The organism is Pseudomonas sp. K5002, assembly GCF_013386655.1.
GTDB lineage: Bacteria > Pseudomonadota > Gammaproteobacteria > Pseudomonadales > Pseudomonadaceae > Aquipseudomonas.
Genome location: NZ_JACARK010001133.1, coordinates 1 through 680 on the forward strand (window position 1 = coordinate 1; position 680 = coordinate 680).

The 680-nt window shown below is 63.5% G+C and carries 2 protein-coding genes; one reads left to right on the forward strand and one right to left on the reverse strand.

Translation table 11 applies throughout. From position 1 onward, the window contains the following. Positions 1–140 (reverse strand): LysR family transcriptional regulator (locus HX846_RS34050; protein ID WP_178967133.1); only part of this gene is annotated, 140 nt, incomplete at its 3' end. Between the two features lie 104 nt (positions 141–244). Between HX846_RS34050 and HX846_RS34055 the strand changes: the two genes are divergently transcribed. Continuing rightward, the coding region (locus tag HX846_RS34055; protein WP_178967134.1) for an MFS transporter at positions 245–680 on the forward strand (436 nt) is incomplete at its 3' end.

Sequence of the window (680 nt, forward strand, 5' to 3'; positions counted from 1 at the left end):
CCCAACCGCGCCTCCAGCCGCGCCAGGCCTTTGCCCACCGCCGAGCGCGTGAGGTTCAGCCGTTCGGCGGCCTCCGTCAGATTGCCGCTCTCGACGATCTGCAAAAACAGTTCAACACCATCAAAACGCGGAGTGGCCATGGTCGTTTGTCGCCCTATATTCCCTTATCACAGGAAGAAGTATCGCTAATAAAGAATCAGATTCCCGTGAAAATGACACCTTCCCCCATTGAAAGGAAGAGGCCATGCCACCCGACGCCGTTGTATCCGCCATCAACCCGCCACGTACCGCCCGGGACGGCCTTGCTCTCACCGCCGTGTGCCTGGTGGCGCTGATGTTCGGGCTGGAGATTTCCAGCGTGCCGGTCATCCTGCCCACCCTCGAGCAGCAACTGGGCACCGGCTTCCAGGACGCCCAATGGATCATGAACGCCTACACCCTGGCCTGCACCAGCGTGCTGATGGCCGCCGGCACATTGGCCGATCGTTTTGGCCGCCGACGCATGCTGGTGCTGTGCCTGTGGGTATTCGGGCTGGCTTCGCTCGCCTGCGGGCTGGCGAACGATGCGTCCACGCTGATCGCGGCGCGTTTTGTCCAGGGCGTGGGAGGCGGGGCGATGATGATCTGCCAGTTCGCGATCCTTTCGCACCAGTTCCGCGAGCCGGCGGCCCGGGCCCGGG